The organism is Pseudomonas sp. GL-R-26, from assembly GCF_019947365.1.
Classification (GTDB): domain Bacteria; phylum Pseudomonadota; class Gammaproteobacteria; order Pseudomonadales; family Pseudomonadaceae; genus Aquipseudomonas.
The window spans coordinates 62,379-81,002 of the sequence record NZ_JAGYGI010000013.1; the positions used below are offsets into that span (position 1 = coordinate 62,379).

Below are 18,624 nucleotides of genomic sequence, written 5' to 3' on the forward strand. Positions count from 1 at the left end.
TTCCTGATTCAGAACTGCGCCGCATCCAGCGAGTAGAGGCTGTGGCTACCGGCCTTGACCGAAGTGCTCAGTGAGTGGATACGCGGCAGCAGGCGGGCGAAGTAGAAGCGTGCGGTGCCCAGTTTGCTGGCGTAGAAATCGTCTTCACCTTGCTTGCCCAAAGCCGCTTTGGCCATCAGGGCCCACATGTAGGCATAGGTGGTGTAACCGAATACCTGCAGGTACTCGACCGAGGCCGCGCCGATTTCATTCGGGTTGCCCTGGGCCCGGTCGAGCAGCCACGCCGTCAGTTCGTCAAGGGTGTCCATGGCGGCGTTCAACGGTTGGGTGAACTCGCCAAGCTCTACGCTGGCGTTGGCCGTGAAGTGGCGAACTTCAGCGGCAAACAAACGGTAAAGCGCCCCGCCGCTGCCGACGATCTTGCGCCCGGCCAGGTCCAGGGACTGGATACCATTGGTGCCTTCGTAAATCTGGGTAATGCGCACATCGCGCACCAACTGCTCCTGACCCCACTCACGAATGTAGCCATGGCCGCCGAAAATCATCTGCCCGTGCAGGGTGGTTTCCAGGCCCATGTCGGTGAGAAACGCCTTGGCGATCGGGGTCAGCAAGGCCACCAACTCTTGGGCGCGGGTGCGCGCCGTCGGGTCTTCGCTGTACTTGGCGGTGTCCAGTTGCAGGGCCACGTAGCTGGAGAACGCCCGCCCGCCCTCGTTCAAGGCTTTCATGGTCAACAGCATGCGGCGCACGTCCGGATGCACGATGATCGGGTCGGCGGCCTGATCCTGGTGCTGCGCACCGGTTGGCGCACGGCTCTGCAGACGATCACGGGCATACTCGACGGCGCTCTGGTAGGAGCGTTCGCCCTGCGCCAGGCCCTGGATACCCACGCCCAGGCGTTCGTAGTTCATCATCGTGAACATAGCCGCCAGGCCCTTGTTCGGCGCGTCGACGATCCAGCCCGTCGCCCCGTCAAAGTTCATCACGCAGGTGGCGGATGCCTTGATGCCCATCTTGTGTTCGATGGACCCGCAGGACAGCGAATTTCGCTCGCCCAGCGAACCGTCGTCATTGACCATCACCTTGGGCACCAGGAACAGCGAAATGCCTTTGGGCCCTGCGGGTGCGTCCGGCAGTCGGGCCAGCACCAGGTGGATGATGTTCCCGGTCAGATCGTGTTCGCCACCGGTGATGAAAATCTTGCTGCCACTGACCTTGTAGCTACCGTCGGACTGGGGCTCGGCCCGGGTGCGAATCAGCCCCAGGTCAGTGCCGGCATGGGCCTCGGTCAGGCACATGGAGCCGCTCCAGACCCCGGCATACATATTGGGCAGGTACTTCTTTTTCAGGCCTTCGCAGGCATGCGCATCGAGCGACAGGCAGGCACCGGCGGTCAGCATCGGGTACTGGCCGAACGACAGGTTGGCCGAGGTGACCATTTCCTCGACCTGGGCGCAGATCACCTTGGGCATGCCCATGCCACCGAACTGCGAGTTGCCACCGACACCGACCCAACCGCCGTCGGCGAAGGCTTGATACGCCTCGGCAAAACCCTCCGGGACTTTCACCGCGCCATTGCTCCAGGAGCAACCTTGCTCGTCGCCACTGCGGCGCAGCGGTGCGATGCTGCCAGCACTGATCTTGCCGGCCTCTTCGAGGATGGCGGTAGCCGTTGCTTCGTCGACTGCCTCGGCCAGACCGGGCAGTTGTGCCCAAAGCCTGGACACCTCGAAGACTTCATTGAGTACGAAGCGCATGTCGCGCAAAGGGGCTTTGTAATCAGACATGGTGGGCTTGCTCGGTCAATGTGAGGGCATGAGGCATGCCTGTTTTTTGCGGATGGCCGGTCTCACTGACGGGCAGCAGCGACTCATGCACCACTGGCTCATCCGAGGCCGTACGACGGTTCAGCGAGGGCCCGCGCAACAGGAAGTACGACAGGGCCGGAATCAGGATCAGCGCCCCCAGCATGTTCCACAGGAACATGAAGGTCAGCAGGATGCCCATGTCGGCCTGGAACTTGATCGGCGACCAGACCCAGCACACCACCCCGGCAGCCAGGGTGATGCCCACCAGCCCGACCACCCGACCGGTGAACGACACCGCTTTTCGGTAGGCATCCGCCAGCGACAGACCCTGGCGCTGGTGGTACAGCTGAACGCTGAGCAAATACAGCGCGTAATCCACACCGATCCCGACGCCGAGGGCGATCACCGGCAGGGTCGCGACTTTCACACCGATGCCCATCACCACCATCAAGGCTTCGCAGAGGATCGAGGTCAGCACCAGCGGTAACAGGGCCACCAGCGTGGCGCGCCAGCTACGAAAGGTGATCAGACAGAACAGCGTCACCGCGGCATACACGTAAAACAGCATGGTGCGATTGGCTTCGCGCACCACGATGTTGGTCGCGGCTTCGATGCCGGCACTGCCGGCGGCGAGCAGGAACTGACGATCCTTGGTGCTGTTTTCCTTGGCGAACTTGTCGGCAATCTCCACCACGGCATTCAGCGTCTCAGCCTTGTGGTCAGTGAGAAAGGCAATCACCGGCATCAGCGAGCAGTCGTTGTTGAACAACTCAGGCGAGTTGACCGAGGCTTGTTGCGCGGCATAGTTCAGCACGTCCTGGTTGCGCTGGATGCTGTTGAGCTTTGGATTGCCTTCATAGGTGCCGGCCGTGATCTGGCGCACCGCGTTGACCAGCGAAGACGTGGCCTGCACGCCCGGATACTGTTGCAGCTCCCAGGCCAGACGGTCGGCGAGGACCAGGGTCTGGTAGTTCAGGCAGCCTTCCGGCGCGGTCTTGATCATCACCGCGAACATATCGCTGGACAGTGCGTAGTGGCTGGTGATGTAGGCGTTGTCGCGGTTATAGCGCGAATCGGCACGCAACTCCGGCGCTCCGCTGTCGAGGTCGCCGATTTTCAGTTGCAGGCTGATCATGAAGCCGCCGATGCCCATCAGCGTGGCCACCAATACCGCCCCCGTGGCCCACTTGCGCGTGGTGAAGCGATCGAGCGCGTCCCACAGTTTGCCGAAGCCTTTATGCTTTTCTGCACGAGTGTCGATTTTCAGCGCACGCTCGGCGGCCTTGGCGCCGACACCGATGTAAGACAGCGCCACCGGCATCAGCAGCAACGAGGTAAAAATCAGTACCGCGACACCGATACTGGCGGTGATCGCCAGATCCTGGATCACCGGGATATCGATCAGCATCAGCACGGCGAAACCCACGGCGTCGGCCAGCAGCGCGGTGACACCGGCAATGAACAGGCGGCGAAAGGTGTAGCGCGCGGCGATCAGTTTGTGGGTGCCACGGGCGATGTCCTGCATGATCCCGTTCATCTTCTGTGCGGCGTGGGACACGCCGATGGCGAAGATCAGGAACGGCACCAGCACCGAGTACGGATCGATGGCATAACCCAGCCAGGCGACGATGCCCAGTTGCCAGACCACCGCGATCAGCGAACAGCCAACCACCAGCAGGGTGCTGCGCACGCAACGGGTGTAGGCATAGATAATCACCAGTGAAGTGACGACCGCCAGACCGAAGAACATCATCACCTGGATCAGGCCGTCGATCAGGTCACCCATGAGTTTGGCGAAGCCGATCACCCGCACCTTGTACTGGCCCGTACCCTCTGCCCCGGCCTTGCGCGCGGCGCTGTCGCCAGAGAACTCGATCTTGTCGCGCAACTGCTCTTCGAGTAACCGCGAGAACTGGTGGTAGTTGATGCTCTGGCCAGTGGCCGAGGCCTTGTCCAGCAATGGCACGATCAGCATGCTCGACTTGTAGTCGCTGGCCACCAGGCTGCCGACGATGCCGGCGCGGGAAATGTTCTGGCGCAACTGCTCGATTTGCTCGGGCTTGCCCTGGTAGGCATCGGGCATCACCGGGCCGCCCTGGAAGCCTTCCTGAGTGACTTCAGTCCAGCGCACCCCAGGACTCCATAGCGACTTCATCCAGGAGCGGTCGACGCCTTCGGTGAGGAACAACTGGTCGTTGACCTGCTTGAGTACGTCCAGGTAACCGGGGTCGAAAATATCGCCCTGGGTGTTTTCGACCACCACCCGCACCGAGTTGCCCAGGCCGCGCAGTGACTGGCGGTTCTCCAGGAAATTCTGGATGTACGGCTGGCTCTGCGGAATCATCTTCTCGAAGCTGGGCCGCAGTTCCAGACGGGTCAGCGCCATGTAGCCCAGCACCACGGTGGCCAGTGCCATCAGCAGCATGAACAGCGGGCGGAAGTTGAACACCAGCCGCTCCAACCGGTTGCCAGAGCACCGATCGAAGTCACGCAGCTCGCGGATCACCGGCATGGCGTCTTGTTTGATATTGCCCATGTCTGGGTTCTCGCTCTTAGGGTTCGAGGGCTGGGTCGACGGACAACGTCCGCGCACCACGGCTGCCGGCCAGCACCAAGGCGCCAGCGGCGGACTGGGTGGCGCCGGCTATCGGCGTCGGCGTCGGCGTCGGCGCCGGTTGCTGCACCAGATGCAGTTGCGCGCCAGTGCCCTGGCTGACCAGCAACTGCCCGCCCTGGGTGAACAGGCGGTAATGGCCACGGGCATCGATCAGGCCGGCGGTGATGCTGACGTGCAGGCCGGTGTCCAGCGCGGTCCAGCTCTGGCCACCGTCGGTGCTGCGCAGCACATTGCCGCGCAAGCCGAAGACCAACACTTCCCCGGGCTTGCCGAGCACGCCGAAGAAGCTGCCCTGATAGGGCGTCGGAACGGCGGCGAAGCGTTGGCTGTTGTCATCCCATTTGAGCAACAGGCCTTGCTCGCCGGCGATGTACACACTGTCACCGGTGGAGGCGATGGCGTTGAGGTGGAAACCCTGGGGGTTGTCGGTGCGATCCTGAAACGGCATCCAGCTCTGGCCACCGTCGTCGGTGCGCAGGATCAGGTTGAACACCCCGACCACATAGCCGGTCTTGTCGTTGGCGAACCAGACGTCGAGCAGCGGTTTGTCCGCGCCCTGCTCGACCAGGCGCTGACCCTCGGCGACCAGCAGTGGCCACTGCTCGTTGGCCGGCTCGGCACTGGCCAGCGCTTCATAATGCTTGACCAGCAAGGCGCCGATCTGACGACCGTCGAGCTGCTTGCGCCAGGTGGTGCCGGCATCGCTGCTATGCAGCACGACACCGTCGTTACCGACCGCCCAGCCCTGTTTGGCAGAAGGAAAAAACACCGCGGTCAGATCGCTGCTGACCGGGACGCCAGCCTGCAGCCAGTGCTTGCCAGCGTCATCGGAATAAAGAATATGGCCACGCTGGCCAACGGTGACCAGGCGCTCACCGGCGCGAGCGATGCCGATCAAGGGGCTACGCACGGCCAAAGGACTCGGCTTGGCGGGCAGATCCAGCACATCAACATAACCGGCCGCCTGAGCAACACCCTGCAATAGCGCCAGCATCGAACACAGCAGTACCAGTACGAAATTTTTCAAGGAACCCATACCGCACCTTCCAGGAAAACGGCACCGCACAGCACACGAGGTGCAGTCCGGCGCCGGAGTCGGTAACCGGGGGAACTCTACCGATCACCCCGGACTTCTGTCGCCTGACGCTTAGCGGATGCCGGACGCTGCCAGCGCATCCGGAGCCCACTGCGCCTTTGAGAGAGACTCGATGTACTTGATGCCGCCGTACGCGCCCGTGATGCCGTTGATGTTGTAGGAGCCGCCCACCAGGTCGTAGATCATGAAAGGCGAGACATCGGGGATGTTTTTGTCGTAACTCTGGCTGAGGAAGGCGAAGGAGCCACGGTAGAGCTTGCCGCTGGAGTCATACTGGTCAGAAGCCAAAGCGATCCAGCTGTCTTCATCCAGGTACATGCGGCGCTTCTGGTAGATGTGCCGCGCGCCGGATTTGAGCGTGCCTTCCACCACCCAGACGCGGTGTTTCTCCCAGCGCACAAAGTCAGACGCGATGTGGTTGGGGGTCGTCAGTTGCTTGGCGTCCACAGCGTAAGTCAGCTTGTAGGTGTTGTAGGGCACGACCATTTCCTGCTTGCCCACCAGCTTCCAGTCGAAGCGGTCCAACGCACCGTTGAACACGAACACGTCGTCGTAAGTACCGGCACCGCCCGTACCAGGGTTAGGCGTGTCATAGGCCAGGTCCGGCGCCAGCTTCACTCGACGCTGGCCAGGCAGGTACTGCCAGCTGCGGCGTGGCTGCTCCAATGGGTTGGCCGTGTCCTTGAGCATGATTGCCTCTCCCGCGCGGCGCGCGGGACCGGTGTAATACAGCTTCATCTGAAAGAACACGTCAGTGCTCTTGAACGGCTTCGACATGTCGTCGTAGATCGGATAGTTCGAGAACGACAGCGCCGTGGTGGACAGTGTCGGTACACCCGCCGAGTCAACGTTCCAGGAGTCATATTTGACATTTCGATTGCCCCCTACGCGCAGCAGGTGGTTCCACATGGCTTCACTGCCCGAGGTCGGGATCGGGAACGGCACGCCGGGCAGCAGGTTATCGATGGACAGACCGCCATTGATGGACTGGGTACCGGTGGCATTTTTCACGCTGTTGTCCAGCACCGCCTGAGGCAGGGCGACAGTGCGATGGGTCGGATACACATTGATGTGGTAAGTGGGATAGCGCCTGGCAAGCTCTGCCGTGGTGGCCGTCAACTGACTCTTGTACTGTTCAACGTTCTTGCCATCGATGACCAACAGCGGCTTCTCGTCGGCAAACGGGTCCGGACGCATGCCGTCGCCCGCCTTGAAGCCGGCTGGCGGGGTGGTCAGACCGCCTTTGTAGGCTGGAATCGAACCATCGGCATTAGCTGCCATCTCGGCGCCCACATTGGTCAGGCTGGTGCCCAACCTGGCTGCTTCCTGAGCCGATACAGCCGCTTGGGCCTGACCGGCAATGACAGCCGCCAGGGAAGCTGCCAACACGCTATTTAGCAATTTCATCTGAATTCTCTCCACTTGTTTTTGTGATCTGAGCGTCAATCAGAAGGTGGTTTTGAACGAGGCCGTGAGCATCCCGCGATCCTTGAGCAGCGGCGCCAGGCCGGCCTGCGAAGTGATCTGGCCGGGAATGCAGCGGTACTGCCCACTACTGCCGGGGGTGTTGTTATCGAGCCCGGTTTCACAGGTATTGAAAGGACCAAAAGAATCCACGTACTTCAGGTCGAATTTGTACTTTTGATAGACGTCCGCGGCGATGCCTACGGAGTAGCTGCCGGCGTTCTCGCTGCCACCCAACTGGACAGCCGAGTTGCCCTTGAGGCCGACGTTGTAGGAAACGGGCATGGACATATCCACACCCGGGAACACCTGGAACCAGGTCGGGGTGAAGTTGGTCGCGATGGAGTAGGCATTGGTGTCGACTTTGTCGACGCCCTGGTAACTGGAGTTGCCCTTGAAGGACTGCTGGCCCTTGTCGACGCTGACCAGATGGGTCATGGCACCTTCTACCGCCAACGAAGACGAGTCCCACAACGGGGTATTGCCAAAGCTCACTAGACCGTTGAGTACCACGTGGAAAGTCTTGCCACGGGCCGTTCCGGTGTCACCTCTGCCCGGCACGGCACCGATAAGGTTGTCGCCGTTGACCAGACCCTGCGCAGCCTGTGCACTCAAGGTCGGGTTGATGGTAGTGAAATTGCTCAGCAGCGGCATGTTCTCGCGATAGTTCACATCAAGCCCGACGCTGACCGGACCCACATTTTTCGACAGGCTGATGCCGTAGATGTCGATGTCATCGGCATAAGCGGCCAGGTATTCGGCACCCGCGAGCCCCGGCAGACCTGGCTGTTGCAGGTTGGGCGCATTGACCAGCACCACTGGCATCGGGTCCGAGGTGTTGCGGTAGTAGAAGCCCAAGGTGCCGTCAAGCCACTCCGGACTCCACTTGGCCATCAGCCCGAAGTCGCCGGAGTTGTTTGGCTTGACGTCATGCCCGCGCGGCGTACCAAAAAAAGCACCGGCCCCGCCCAGCGCCGTCGGCACTGGCAGCCAGAACACCTCCCCGCCTTCGCCGAACATGTCATAGCCGCCCATGTAGGTCCCACCTTCAGGCAGACGGGTGTTGCGGAACTCCAGAAAGTACTGCGCGCCCAAGGTCAGCTCCGGATTGACCGTGAAAGACATGGAAAGCTGGTTGCGCGGGAGGAACAGTTCCTTGGTTTCGGTGCCCGGCACGTTGTACAACTTGGCCAGGTCCAGGGCCGACTGACCATAGTTGATACCGTTGGCCGCATTGAACAGGGTCTCGCCCCAGAACATGTTGTGCCTGCCGAGCTTGCTGCTGAACATCGACTCCTCGCCGACTTCGGTGCTGTAGAACACAAAGGCATCAAGGATCTCACCGGAGGGACCGTTGTAATAACGGTCGCTGTAGTTGCTCAGCCCATGCTTGCGTGCAACGTGGCCGTTCAGCGAGTCGCCAGGCTGAATAGAGCCGGACTGACGAGCCGCTACCAGGTTACCCGCATTGCCGGCCTGCCCTGGAAAAGGGTTGGAGTTGGAACCGACATCGTCATAGGCATGGTCATACCAGCTCGCGGCGCTGACACGAAAACCCATCTTGCGCTGGTAAACCACATCGAGCTCGGTCAGCAGATCGACCCGCTGGGTCACAGCACTGCCGACACTGAAGTTTTTGTCACCGTCGTTATAGTTGGCGGCGTTGGCAATCTTCGAATTCTGACCTTGCACCCGTTGACCGTAACTGGCCTTGAGGGTGTTATCGAAGCGCACGGTCCAATCTTCACTGGCATTGCTCAGTTCAAAGGCATGGGCAGCCGGCATGGAGGCGAGCAGCAGGGCGTTAGCCAGCAGACTGCGACGCAAAGGGCTATGCCCTGTCGTGGTGTGCATTACGTTGTCTCCGTTTTTTGTTGTTTTTGTTTTTTGGCTCTAACAACGGCTCACATCAGGTCCGGCAGTGATGCGAGCTTCTTCAGGCGGTTCTGTTCAGGCGTTTGCGTCTAGCGATCCAGCGTGCGAATAAAGTCTTCTGCCTGCGGCCACTCGCCGTAGCCGGAGGCTGGATTGAGGTGGCCTACGGCGCCGAGGTTGACCAGTTCGCTGCCCCACTGACGGGCCATTTGGGTCACCGACTCCAGGCTCGCAAGGTGATCGTTGGTACTGGCCGCGACAATCGTCGGGAACGGCAGCGGCCCTTTTGGCAGCGGGTCCCAGCCATTGGCCCGCAGGCTCTCAGCGGTCGGATAACCGATTGGCCATTTGGCCTCGAGGTCCGGTGGTGCGGCCAGCAAAGCGCCCTTGATCGGGCGGTCATGACAGGCGGCCCAGTGCACCACCATCAGCACACCGGCACTGTGGGCCACCAGGATCACCGGACCGGAAATCTGCTCCAGCTCGCGCTGGATCGCATCCACTCGTGCCGCCAGACTGAGCTTGTTGTCTTCCAGAGGTGGTACTGAGCGGACCTTGTCCAACCTGGCTTCCAGCAGCGTTTGCCAATGCGCTGGCACGTGATCGCGCAAGCCCGGAACTATCAAAATCGTGGTGTCATTCATCGCGCTATTCACCCTTGAACAATCCATCGAGCGGGTCCGCGAATGTTTCGAACCCTGCCAGCAGCACAGTAGGATTCGCCTTGTCGGAGCGGGTTACATTTAGCGTCAGCCACTTCCCTTTTGATGACAGCGTCCGTGAGTCGGCCCGGTTGGATTTACCGCACCCGGCGCTTTTCATTTCACGATCAAGTCTCTATAACTGGCAGGTAACTGCGACAGCGAGATCTCATTTGTCACAACGTGGAATGTATGCACGCCATGCCCGTACAAGCACGAACCGCCGTACTGACCAACTACCTGGATGTGGCTCACCATCTACGGCTGAACGCGATCACGCTGTTAGCCGAGGTGGGTTTGAGTCCCGCACTTCTGAGCGATCCGAGCCAACGCATCCCGGCCACCGCCAGCATCATCCTGCTGGAGAAGTCGGCGCGCCTGAGTGGTTGTGAAACCCTCGGCCTGCGTATGGCCGAGCTGCGTCAACTCGCGGACTTTGGTGAAGTGAGCCTGCTGCTCAGTCACCAGAACACGCTTCGCGATGCGCTGAATGTGATCGTGCATTACCGTCAGCAGATCAATGAGTCACTGGCGATTTTCGTAGAGGAAAGCGGCAGTACGGTGATCATTCGCGAAGAACTGGTTACCGACATGGGCACGAACAACCGCCAATCCATCGAACTGGCCATCGCCGTGATGCACCGCTTTTGCGCCGCCATGCTCGGCGCGCACTGGCACCCGATCAATGTCTGTTTCTCCCACGACGCTCCGGCAGATCTCTCCGTGCATCGACGGATCTTCGGTTGCAAGGTGGAGTTCGGCTGCGAGTTCAACGGCATCGTTTGTCCCGCCACCAACCTCGACACCGCCAATCCTCTGGCCAATGCGGCCATGGCCCGACATGCGCAGCGCTACATGGATTCGCTGCTGGGCAAAAACGACCATTCCGTGGCGTTTGAGGTGCGCAAATCCATTTACCTGTTGCTCCCCATGGGTCGCGCGACCATTGCGCAGATTGCTCAGAGCCAGGGCATGAACGTGCGCACCCTGCAGCGCCGCCTGGACGAAGAAGGGGCCAGTTTCAGCGAGTTGATCAATAGCGTGCGCCGCGACCTGGTGATTCGCTACCTGGAGAACCCCGGGTACTCGCTGGGGCGGATCGCCGACATGCTTGGCTACTCCATGCCCAACTCATTCACTCGCTGGTTCGTTTCCCAGTTCAACATGCCGCCAGCCGCCTGGCGCAGCGAACACAATATCGTGCCGCGCAAAGACAGTTGATACGCCCCGCAGCAAAAAAACGGTCATCTGCTGAAACAGACGACCGCAAAAGGAGCACATCCGGGGTACGACACTTGACTCACGCTCGCGCTGTCCAGTGAGTCGCGCAGTCCTCGATAGCGCGTCTGTTTACAAACCCCAGCGCATCAGTAACAGCACCAGAACAATCAGGAAGACTGTCTCCCCCACCATCAGCAGAATGGGCTTGATACCCACCGCGGCAAGCTCCTTGAGCTGGGTCTTCATGCCCAGGGCGCTGATGGCGATGACCAGGCACCAGCGCGATAGTTCGTTGGTGAACCCCTGCACTGCCGGGACGACCCAGCCAGTACTGTTGACGCACGCGAGAATCAGAAAGCCCACCGCGAACCAGGGTAACAACGGCGGTCGTTTACCCGTCGGGTCGACGCCCTGCGTGCGGGAAATCATCGCCGCGCAAACGATCACCGGCAAGAGCATGGCCACTCGCATCAACTTGACCACAGTGGCGGTATCGCCAGTCTCGGTAGACATGCTGTAGCCGGCACCCACCACCTGGGCAACATCGTGAATGGTGGCGCCGAGGAACACCCCGGCCAACTGGGGATTCAGCTCGAGCCAGTTGGCGATCATCGGGTAGACGATCATGGCCAGGGTCGACAGTGCCGACACGCCAATCACAGTGAACAGCGTGGCGCGCTCTTTCTGCGGATGGCTGGGAAAAGACGCCGCCAGCGCGAGCGCCGCGGAGGCACCGCAAATGGCCGTAGCGCCACCGGTGAGCATGCCGAACAGACGCTGGAACCCCATGGCCTTGGCCGCCACCATCGAGACGAGGATGGTCACCACGACCGAGATCACCACCAGGGCCGCCGGTTTCCAGCCCAGCGCGGCGATCTGTTCGAGGGTGATACGCATACCCAGCAACGCTACGCCGATGCGTAGCACGGTTCGTGAGGTGAACTCGATACCGGCCTTGCACTTGCCATCGCTGGCGAGAAAATTCAGTGCCATACCGAGCAGCAGCGCGAACAGCATGACCGGCGCACCATAGTGCTCGGATAGAAAACTCGCCGCTGCAGCAACAATCAGGCTGACGATAAAACCGGGAACCCGTTCTTGTACGCGGCCATGGACATAGGCCAGAGCAATGGCACTCATAACGCGGTCTCCCTGGAAGTGATGACAATGAACACCTGGCCGTCGACCACCTCGACCGGGTAGTTGCCGACCTTCACGCTGTTTGAATTGAGCAGGTAGCCGCTCGCCAGGTCGAAGCGCAGGCCATGGGCACAGCACTGGATCACCCGGCCCTCAAGTCGGCCACCACACAGTGAAGCCCCCTGATGCGGACAGCTGTCGTCGATGGCGTAGAGCTGGCCGGCGACATTGAACAATGCCAGGCTGCTGCCCGCCGGCTCGAACAGCGTGCGCATGCCAAGTGCCGGGACCTTCTCGGGCGGCACCGCAATGCGCCGGCTCATGCCGATTGACTCCCGGTCACGTCCTGCGCAAGGGCTTGGTGCATGGCCTGCAACAGCACCTCGGCCGGCTGCGCACCGGACACCACCTGGCGCCGGTTGAAGATGAAATAAGGCACCCCCCGGGCGCCCATCCCGTCATCATCGAAGGGGCAGTGAGCACCCAGCAGACAGTCGGCCAGGGCCGCGCGCGGATAGCCACAGGACTCGGCGATCGCCAACAGGGTGGCACTGTCTGCGAGATCCTTGCCACGATGAAAATAGGCGGCGAACAGCTGCTCCAGCAAGGCGTCGCGCTGCGCCACACTCCCCAGTTCAGTGGCGCACTCAAACAGCCGATGAGCATCGGCAGTATTGGGCATCGTCTTGATGCTACTGAAGTCGATGCTCAAGCCTACGGCGGCTGCGGCCTGCCGGACTTGCGCCTGGCGCGCTCGCACGGCCTCGGCGCTGCCCAGACGCTTTTGGTAGAACTCGACAAAAGGCACACCCTGCGCCGGCAGGTGTGGCAGCAACTGCACGCCATGCCAGACCAGCTCCAACTCGATCTCCGGGTGGCTGGCGCGCAACTTCGTGAGTGCGCGATTGAGCTGACGCTTGCCAATCAGGCACCAGGGGCAAATGAAGTCGAAGAACGCATCAACACGCAATACCCTCGTCACGGTGACACCTCCATCACCGCTTTAGCGGGCGCTTGATCGACCGCCTCACCCTGCACACGGGACATGTCATCGAGATAGTGACAGCGGATATAGAAGAACACCGCCGCTGCCGCAATGCTCATCAGCGGTACCAGCTGGAAGGCCCCGTGCAGGCCGATAAGATCGGACACCCTGCCGGTGACGAAAGGCCCCGGGGCCAGGCCGAGCATATTATTGACCAGGGTCAGGGTGGCAAAAGCGGTGCCGTGCACCTTGTAGTGGGTCAGGTTCGCAATCGTGGCAATGGTCGGGCCGTTGACGCCAGTCACCAATAGCATGGCCAGGCCGATCAGCCCCAACTGCACAGGACCGGTCGACTGAACCAACGCCAGCGACATCAGCAGGCAACTGCCCAGGCAGAACACCATGGACATCTCGATCTTGCGCAATGGAGATTGACGGCACAGGCGATCACTGAGCATGCCGCAGAGAATCGCCCCGGCGCCGCAGCACAGCACCATGACGCCTGCCACAACCCCGGCCTTGCCCTCGCCCATCCCGTAATAGCGGTTGAAAAAGCTCGGCATCCACACAATCATGCTACCGGCAACGAACGTCTGCAGGCCGCTGGCGACATAAGCGGCGATCACCGAACGCGTGCCGTACAAGGTGCGCAGCGGACGCTTGACCGCCGTTTTGGCATTGCTCCCGACCGTGGCTAGGCGCTGCGGGGCAATACGCGCCTCCTTGACGATGATCGGGTAAAGCGCCGCCAGCAGCAGGCCAAACAGCGCCATGCTGGCGAACGACCAACGCCAGCCCAGCTTGACCGCAATCGCCCCGCCGATGGAGATACCCAACACCGAGCCGAACATGGCGCCCGCCATGAAGGCACTGGCGAGGGTCGCACGCATGCTTTTGGGAAACACCGACACCACCACGGCGATGCCGACGCTACCGTAGGCCGCCTCGCCGACGCCCACCATGAAGCGCGCAAACAACATTTCCGGGTAGTTCTGTGCCAGGGCGCAGCCCAGGGTGGCCAGGCTCCACAGCATGGCCATCAGCGCCAGGCTCTTGACCCGGCCAAAGCGGTCGGCCAGCAGCGACAGGGGAATGGTCAGTAGGCCCACCATCAGCGCGACAATGCCGCTCAGCAGACCGAGTTGGCCGTCGCTCAGCGTCCACTCGTTCTTGAGAATCGGGAACACGGCATTGAGTACCTGCCGTGACATGTAATCGGAAATCAACAAGCCAAAGGTCAGCACAAACACAATCCAGGCGTACCGTCGCGGAATGCCAATCGAAGTATCCATTTCATCGGCCACAGTACTGTGATGAAACGCCATGCTGCCTCCTCGGTGTCTAGCACCCGTTTTGTTATTGTTTTTGGTCTTGCTCACGCGTTCAGGTGGGCAGGGGCAGAACGCCATTGGCTTCCTGCCCCGCCATCTGGATTACCCGCGCTGTGGTACGCCCTTCTGACTCGGCTTGCGGTTCGGTGCCATGCCGTTGGCCAACAGGGTTTCTTCAACAGTCTTGTACTGCACTCCGATACGGTAGATGTCGCGCGCCTCTTTACCGGTGGCGATTTCACGCCCCAGCTCGTGAGCGATACGCACCGTCTGCTTGACCTGCTCTACGGAAGAGAAGCGCTTGCCGTGTTGATCGATAATGGTGTCTTCATTACCGAGTCGTGGGTGCAAGCCCATGGCCAGGGCAATGGTGTTAAGTGGCAGGACGTTCTTGAGCAGCGACTCGGCAGTCAAGGTACAACGATCCGGTACGCGATTGATGAAGTTCATCAGGTTCATCGGGTTCGGGCCGTCGAATCCACCGCCAATGCCGATCCAGGTCAGGTTCAAAGGGCCCTTGTAGACGCCCTTGCGCACCAGGCGCTCGAGGGTTTCGTAGGCATGAATGCCGGTCAGCTGGAAGTGCGGCTGGATATTGCTGGCTTGCAGGCGCTTGAGGTGTTCGGCGACCCAGGCAGGGCCTGCCGGTACGGTCATTTCGCTATACGCGGCATTGGTCACCGGATCAAGCAGGGAGGTGCCTTCAATGCCTTGCGGGAACAGCAGCTCCGCGATATTCATCTGAATGGTGTTGATGGCGATGGTGACCTGATCCGGCTTCGGCGTCAGTTCCGCCAGCATGTGCCGGGTATCATCTGAGAGCCAAAGGGCTTCCGCGCCTTCGCCTTCAGGGGCAAAGGAAATCGAGCCGCCGACCTGGATGATCATGTCCGGTACGGCTTCACGCACACCGGCGATCAACTCGTTGAACTTGGACAGGCGCTTGGAGCCTTTACCGTCCAGTTCGCGCACATGCAAGTGCAGCACAGTGGCGCCTGCTTCATAGCAGTCAACAGCCGCCTGCACGTGCTCGTCCATGGTCATCGGAATGTCTTCAGGGAAGTCTCCCGGCATCCACTGTGGGGCGTAAGGGGCGACAGTAATCACCACTTTTTCCATGTTTTCCGGGTGCAGGGAATCGTCGAAAAACTGCATGCTTATCTCCTGTTTTTATTGTTGCCCGCCCGACGGGCTGTACAGAGCGGGCGCTGGCACGGGTGTCGGTGAGGTTGCTCAGTAGGTCTTTTCGCCAATGATCCCGGCACGCTCCATCTTGCGATGGCAGGGTGGGTAATCCATCACGGCGTAGTGCTGTGTGCTGCGGTTGTCCCAGATGGCGATGCTGTTAGGCTTCCAGCGCCAGCGCACCTGATACTCCGGAATGTGGGCCTGGCTGGTCAGGTGACGCAGTAGCTCGGACGAGCCCTGGGTGAAATCCTGGCCGACACGCACACGTTCGGCCGTGTGGAAGTTGGTGAAGTGAGTCGTGAAGGAATTGACGAACAGCACCTTCTCGCCAGTCTCTGGATGAGTGCGCACCACGGGGTGCTCAGCGTCCGGGTACTGGGCCTTGAGCGCCAGGCGCCGTTCGATCGGCATCGCCGCACCGAAGGTCGCCTCGATACTATGACGGGCACGAAGGCCTTCGATCTTCGCTTTTATCTCGTCTGGCAGATGCTTGTAAGCCTCCACCATGTTGGCCCACATGGTGTCACCACCGACTGGCGGGCACTCCAGGCAACGCAGCACGCTGCCCAGCGGCGGCGCCTCGCGCCAGGTGGCGTCGGTGTGCCAGGAGTTCTCGTAACGGTCGATCGGGCTGTCCGGATTCTTGTAGACCTGCACCAGGCCAGGATAATCCGGGTGGCTGCCGATGACCGGGTGATCCTCCAGTTCGCCGAAGCGTTGGGCAAAGGCCACATGCTCGGCGCGACTGATGTCCTGGTCGCGCAAAAACAGTACGCGATGCTCGAGCAACTGGACGCGGATCTCGGCGAACAGACCGTCGTCATGGACGGCATCGGCAAGGTTGACGCCCGTCAGCTCTGCGCCAATGCTGCAGGTTAGTTGTTCGACTTGCATGGCGGCAGACCTCCTCAGATGACGAAAATCGATGAGCCAGTGGTCTTGCGCGACTCCAGATCACGGTGAGCCTGCACGGCGTCCTGCAAGCAGTAATGCTGGTTGATCCCGATCTTGATCTTGCCGCTCCCGACCAGGCCGAACAGCTCACCGGCCAGGTCAGCCTTTTCTGCCGGGTCGGCGATGTAATCTGCCAGTGCCGGACGCGTCATGAACAGCGAGCCTTTCATCGCCAGTTGCGCTGGACTAAACGGCGGAATCGGACCGGATGCCGTGCCGACGCAGACCATCAGGCCACGACGTTTGAGAGAGTCCAGCGAGCCTTCGAACGTGCTTTTGCCAACACTATCGAACACCACATTGACGCCGACACCGCTGGTCAATTCACGCACGCGCTTGGCCACATCTTCGTGGCTGTAATTGATCACATGATCGCAACCATGAGCACGGGCGAGTTCAGCCTTGGCCTCGCTGGACACGGTGCCGATTACGTTCAGGCCCTGTAGCTTGGCCCATTGCGAGACAATCAGGCCGACACCACCGGCGGCAGCGTGCAGCAGGATGCTGTCGCCGGCCTTGAAGTCATAGATGCGACGCATCAGGTACGCCGAGGTAAGCCCCCGCATGGTCATGGCCGCTGCGGTCTCAAACGAAATATCTTCCGGCAGCTTTATCAACGGCGCGGCCGGGATCAGGCGCTCGGTGCTGTAGGCGCCGAGGGTGTTGGTAAAGCCGGTATAGGTGACCCGATCGCCGACCACCACATTGCTCACGCCCTCGCCCACTGCCTCCACCACACCGGCGGCTTCAACGCCGATGCCATTGGGCATCGGGATCGGGTAAGTGCCATTGCGAAAATAGGTGTCGGCATAGTTGAGGCCGACCGCTACGTGGCGAAGTCGAACCTCACCAGGACCTGGGTCGCCGACCTCTACCTCTTCAAAGCGAAGAACCTCGGGACCACCGGTTTCGTAAAATCGTACGACTTGGGCCATGCTTTTTTTCTCCAATCAGCGTTCTGGGTGCACTACGGCGATGACGTTGAGTGGAATGTAAGCTGCAGGCCTTTTGAGCGCGTCTCATCAGACGACACCGTCGGCACATTTCATGACAAACGGCGTCGTTGGGCACCTTCCTCCCCCGGTGACGTCCCTATCTGCATATTTGACTCAGGCGTGACGCTCGATAGCGGCGGCTTCACCGACTGGAGGCTGGCCCGACCACCCACATGTACGCATGCCGCATCAGAACAGGTCGTCGTTCTCATCCAGGGGTGATGATTGACGCGCGCATTCTCGTAGCCAGTTCATGAAAACCAGCAATCGCTTGGGGATAGTGCCGAGCGACGGGTGAACCAGATAGTAATCGTAGTGGCCTGAGCGGCTGAATTCAGCGAGCGGCAGAACGAGCTCGCCGCGATCAACTCGCTTCTGCACAAGCTGTTGGCGGCCAATTGCAATGCCGGCGTGGTTCATGGCTGCGGTCACACATAAATCAGAACGATCGAAGGTCAAGCTACGTTTGGGAAGTGCCGTGAGCAGGTTGTGTTGCTCTGCCCAAAGCGTCCACTCGGCATCATAGGCCGCATGATCCCAGGCCAGGGAGTCATGCAAGGTTGTGCAGTTCCTTAAGTTATCCGGATTCTCCTCCAGGCGATGGCGTCGCGCATACTCGGGACTGCACACCGGGGCCAGTCGCTCGCGCATCAACCGATGGCTCGTCAGCCCGGGAAACTCGCCATTGGCATAGTACAGGGCCAAGTCGATTTTACGGGTTCGAAAGTCGACATTGTCATTGCCTACCCGCAGGTCCAAAGACACCAAGGGATATCGCTCGATAAAGTCCGCCAGCCTTGGAACCAGCCAGCATTGGGCAATGGAAGGCCTGACATAGAGCGCGATCGAGCCGGCAATTTCCGCCTGTGACGATTGCTCGAGCGCCTCGGACAATTCTCCCATCGCATTCTGGAGTATATCGAAGATACGTTCGCCCTCGTCCGTCAGGCTGACCTGCCGGGTCAGGCGCTGGAACAGCTTCATGGATAAGGCGGTTTCCAGCCGACTTATACGGTGGCTCACGGCGCTTGCGGTCAAACACAGCTCCTCTGCTGCACGGGCGAAGCTCAGATGACGAGCGGCAACCAAAAAGGTGTGAAGGTTCGCGAACTGGCTGCTGTTGAGCCTGGAACTGATACGCGGAGGAAGGTTGAGCACGACAGTTTTCCCTCAAACCCAAAAGCCGCCTTGCGTTGTACGCATTTCCAGCGGGTAAACGTAAAGAATGTGGCAAGACGTTCATCTTGCC

At 60.6% G+C, this 18,624-nt stretch carries 15 protein-coding genes; 1 reads left to right on the forward strand and 14 read right to left on the reverse strand.

All coding sequences use genetic code 11. The features are described from left to right. Positions 1–8 precede the first annotated feature (8 nt). The 6 genes from KGA96_RS15285 to KGA96_RS15310 all read right to left on the reverse strand — a co-directional run bounded on the left by KGA96_RS15285 (position 9) and on the right by KGA96_RS15310 (position 9,504). Positions 9–1,787 carry an acyl-CoA dehydrogenase C-terminal domain-containing protein gene (locus KGA96_RS15285; protein ID WP_046038022.1) on the reverse strand — a complete coding sequence of 593 codons (1,779 nt, stop codon included), beginning with the start codon at positions 1,785–1,787 and terminating at the stop codon, positions 9–11. Then, entirely contained in the window at positions 1,780–4,344 is a 2,565-nt protein-coding gene (locus KGA96_RS15290; RefSeq protein WP_046038023.1) for an efflux RND transporter permease subunit, read from the reverse strand. Before KGA96_RS15290 ends, KGA96_RS15285 begins: the two co-directional genes overlap by 8 nt. 16 nt (positions 4,345–4,360) lie before the next feature. Then, positions 4,361–5,461, reverse strand: a complete 1,101-nt coding sequence (locus KGA96_RS15295) for a WD40/YVTN/BNR-like repeat-containing protein (protein WP_223513444.1) — start codon at positions 5,459–5,461, stop codon at positions 4,361–4,363. A 111-nt stretch (positions 5,462–5,572) separates the two neighbouring features. Next, a complete protein-coding gene (locus KGA96_RS15300) occupies positions 5,573–6,928 on the reverse strand; it encodes a DUF1329 domain-containing protein (RefSeq protein WP_046038025.1) in 1,356 nt (451 codons plus the stop codon). Positions 6,929–6,967: 39 nt separating this feature from the next. Then, positions 6,968–8,839 (reverse strand): DUF1302 domain-containing protein, encoded by a 1,872-nt coding sequence (locus tag KGA96_RS15305; RefSeq protein WP_046038026.1) that lies wholly within the window; start codon positions 8,837–8,839, stop codon positions 6,968–6,970. Between the two features lie 110 nt (positions 8,840–8,949). After that, entirely contained in the window at positions 8,950–9,504 is a 555-nt protein-coding gene (locus tag KGA96_RS15310) for an RBBP9/YdeN family alpha/beta hydrolase (RefSeq protein WP_223513446.1), read from the reverse strand. Positions 9,505–9,762: 258 nt separating this feature from the next. Between KGA96_RS15310 and KGA96_RS15315 the strand changes: the two genes are divergently transcribed. Further along, on the forward strand, positions 9,763–10,782 hold the full coding sequence (locus tag KGA96_RS15315) for an AraC family transcriptional regulator (RefSeq protein WP_046038057.1): 1,020 nt from the start codon (positions 9,763–9,765) through the stop codon (positions 10,780–10,782). 129 nt (positions 10,783–10,911) lie between these two features. On the opposite strand, the gene KGA96_RS15320 is transcribed toward KGA96_RS15315, so the two are convergent. The 8 genes from KGA96_RS15320 to dsdC form a co-directional block, all read right to left on the reverse strand. Then, positions 10,912–11,922, reverse strand: coding sequence for a YeiH family protein (locus KGA96_RS15320; protein ID WP_223464806.1), 1,011 nt, complete (start codon positions 11,920–11,922; stop codon positions 10,912–10,914). After that, positions 11,919–12,245, reverse strand: coding sequence for a Rieske (2Fe-2S) protein (locus tag KGA96_RS15325; protein ID WP_046038033.1), 327 nt, complete (start codon positions 12,243–12,245; stop codon positions 11,919–11,921). The genes KGA96_RS15320 and KGA96_RS15325 overlap by 4 nt, the downstream gene beginning before the upstream one ends. After that, entirely contained in the window at positions 12,242–12,904 is a 663-nt protein-coding gene (locus KGA96_RS15330) for a DsbA family oxidoreductase (RefSeq protein WP_046038034.1), read from the reverse strand. The genes KGA96_RS15325 and KGA96_RS15330 overlap by 4 nt, the downstream gene beginning before the upstream one ends. Next, positions 12,901–14,232: an MFS transporter gene (locus tag KGA96_RS15335; protein ID WP_223513449.1), complete on the reverse strand. Its 1,332-nt coding sequence runs from the start codon at positions 14,230–14,232 to the stop codon at positions 12,901–12,903. The genes KGA96_RS15330 and KGA96_RS15335 overlap by 4 nt, the downstream gene beginning before the upstream one ends. 108 nt (positions 14,233–14,340) lie before the next feature. After that, positions 14,341–15,393 (reverse strand): 3-keto-5-aminohexanoate cleavage protein, encoded by a 1,053-nt coding sequence (locus tag KGA96_RS15340; RefSeq protein WP_046038036.1) that lies wholly within the window; start codon positions 15,391–15,393, stop codon positions 14,341–14,343. A 78-nt stretch (positions 15,394–15,471) separates the two neighbouring features. Beyond that, entirely contained in the window at positions 15,472–16,320 is an 849-nt protein-coding gene (locus tag KGA96_RS15345) for a TauD/TfdA dioxygenase family protein (protein WP_223513451.1), read from the reverse strand. Between the two features lie 14 nt (positions 16,321–16,334). Next, positions 16,335–17,315: a quinone oxidoreductase family protein gene (locus KGA96_RS15350; protein WP_046038039.1), complete on the reverse strand. Its 981-nt coding sequence runs from the start codon at positions 17,313–17,315 to the stop codon at positions 16,335–16,337. Positions 17,316–17,564: 249 nt separating this feature from the next. Next, positions 17,565–18,533: a DNA-binding transcriptional regulator DsdC gene (gene dsdC, locus KGA96_RS15355; protein ID WP_223513454.1), complete on the reverse strand. Its 969-nt coding sequence runs from the start codon at positions 18,531–18,533 to the stop codon at positions 17,565–17,567. Positions 18,534–18,624 lie beyond the last annotated feature (91 nt).